Raw genomic sequence first — 2,853 nt, forward strand, 5'->3', positions numbered from 1 at the left:
AGAACGAAATATTCCTTGGTTACGTTTAAACAAATATAGCCTTGTGCAATTTGGCCATGGTAAATACCAACAACGTATTCAAGCAACCATCACCAGTGAAACTAAACACATAGCTGTAGAAATTTCATGTGATAAAGAAGATACCCATAATTTATTAAACGACTTGGGGCTGCCTGTACCTCAGCAACGTATGGTGTATTCTGAGCGCGAAGCAATAAGAGTCGCGAAACGTATTGGCTACCCAGTGGTATTGAAACCATTAAATGCCAATCATGGTCGTGGCGTTTCAATTGATTTAAGCACTGAAGAACAAATTATAACTGCATTTGCATTTGCTCGCGAACATGGTACCAGCCGCGCTGTATTAGTAGAGTCATTCCTAACTGGTTTAGACCATCGTATGTTAGTAGTAAACGGTGAATTAGTTGCGGTGGCTAAACGAGTACCTGGACATGTTGTTGGCGATGGTAAAAAAACCATCAGTGAACTTATTGATCAGGTCAATGAAGATCCGCGCCGTGGAGTTGGTCATGAAAAAGTATTAACCCAACTAGAAATGGACACACAAGCCGAACGATTAGTTGAAGAAGCGGGCTATACCCCTGAAACTATTCTTAAAAAAGATGAGGCGTTTTATTTACGTTCAACGGCAAACTTATCAACAGGTGGTACCGCAATTGATTTAACCGATGTCGTACATCCTGATAACAAAGTAATGGCAGAACGTGCAGTACAGGCCGTGGGATTAGACGTGGGTGGTGTAGATTTTCTAACCTCAGATATTACGCGTTCTTATAAAGAAATTGGCGGTGGTATTGTCGAGGTAAATGCTGCGCCTGGTTTTAGGATGCATGTTGCGCCTAGTCAAGGAAAACCTCGTGACGTTGCTGGAAAAGTGATTGATATGCTATTTCCGCCAGCATCACCAACGTGTATACCGATTGCTGGTATTACAGGTACAAATGGTAAAACAACAACCTCAAGAATGCTATCTCATATCTTAAAAACAGATGGACATGTCGTTGGTATGACATCGACTGACGGTGTTTATGTTGACGGACATTTATCTGTAAAAGGTGATATGACCGGTCCTGTGGCTTCTCAAATTGTATTACGTGACCCATCGGTTGATATTGCCGTACTTGAAACTGCGCGTGGCGGTATTGCTCGCTCTGGTCTAGGTTATTTTGAAAGTGATGTTGCCGCTTGTATTAATGTTCAGGAAGATCACCTTGGTTTACGTGGTATCGATACCCTCGATCAACTGGCAGAAATTAAACGTATCGTCGTTGAAGTGGCCAAAGATACAGTGGTATTAAATGCCGATGATGAACAATGTTTAAAAATGGCTGATCACACCAAAGCGAAACATATTTGTTACGTCACTATGAATTCAGGACATGGTTTAGTACGCGAGCATATTCGCGCTGGTGGTAGAGCCGTAGTGCTAGAGAAAAGTATCAATGGTGAATTGATCACTATTTTTGATAATGGCGCTCATATCCCAATTCTATGGACTCATTTAATTCCCGCCACATTAGAAGGTAAAGCAGTACATAACGTGCAAAATGCCATGTTTGCTGCGGCACTGGCTTATAGTTTAGGAAAATCGTTAGATTCGATTCAACAAGGTCTTAGAACCTTCAACACTACATTCTTCCAGGCTCCAGGCAGAATGAACGTATTTGACGAACATCCGTTTAGAGTCATTCTTGATTATGCTCATAATGCCGATGGTGTGCGTCATATGAGTGAGTTAGCAAGTAAACTTGAGGTGCATGGCAAGCGTATTGCGATTATTGCCGGCCCAGGCGACAGAAGAGATCAAGACATTGATAATATTGCTAAAGCGGCAGCTGGGCATTTTGATCTTTATATCTTAAAAGCTGACGATAATCGCCGCGGCCGCGGATATGACGAAGTACCACAAAAAATGGCACAAGTACTCCGTGAACAAGGAATAAAAGACGAAAATATTTTAATCATTCCTGATGAAGTTGAAGCGATAGAAAAAGGCTTATCGGTTGCAGAGCATAATGATTTAGTTATTGTATTTGGTGATGCGATTACTCGCTGTTGGAAACAAATCATTCATTTTAATGGTATTCATTGTGATCCTGAAAATCCCATTGAAAAGCCTATTAAAGCAGAAGTCACAATGCTAGAAGGTAATGGACAAGATCCCTTTGTATTAGGAACCGGAATGAAAATCGTGAAGGACGACCGCGGTGTTCGTCTTGTGTCTGAACATGATGAAGAAAGTGATTAAATGAAAAATGAAACTATTAAACTAACATTAGATGACTGTCGCAGAATAACTGGTAAAAGTCTCCTATGGGAAAAAACAGGATCAGTTCTTGATGCGTTTGTTAGTGGCATTGATAAGCAGCAAGTTGTCGAGCAATGGCTAGTAAATGTTCAACAATTGCAGCAAGAAGTAAACTGGTCTGATGAAGCTACTTGTTACCGACTTTTTGAAGACGGTATAAGCCTTGCTATTAGTGCACCAATGGACGCGTTATATGCGTCCTGCGAATTAAACGAAGCCGCGTGGATTTTAACCTGTAAACATTTTTCTGTAGACATTGAAAATATAGAAAACCCTGAACTAGTCCAGATGTCGTATCCTGAGCTTGTTAACAAAATTAATTTGTCTATTGCTGAAGAAGCTAATCCTCAATTAATGAGTTTAATGTGCCAGGCGAAACAACAAAATGCACCATATTTGGTTGATGATGACGATTTTTCATTGGGTTATGGCGTTACAGCAAAAACTTGGTCGGTATTCGATTTACCAAACCCTGAAACCATTAATTGGCAACAATACCAAGCAGTACCTTTAGCCTTGGTGAC

At 40.7% G+C, this 2,853-nt stretch carries 1 protein-coding gene and 1 pseudogene; both read left to right on the forward strand.

The genetic code is table 11. The features are described 5' to 3' along the window. Positions 1-2,269: cyanophycin synthetase (cphA, locus tag QNK26_RS03895; protein WP_319220953.1), on the forward strand; the 2,269-nt coding region annotated here is incomplete at its 5' end. Continuing rightward, positions 2,270-2,853 (forward strand): annotated as a pseudogene (locus QNK26_RS03900) (Mur ligase); the annotation flags it as partial.

The sequence above is a fragment of the Moritella sp. genome, assembly GCF_033791185.1.
GTDB lineage: Bacteria > Pseudomonadota > Gammaproteobacteria > Enterobacterales > Moritellaceae > Moritella.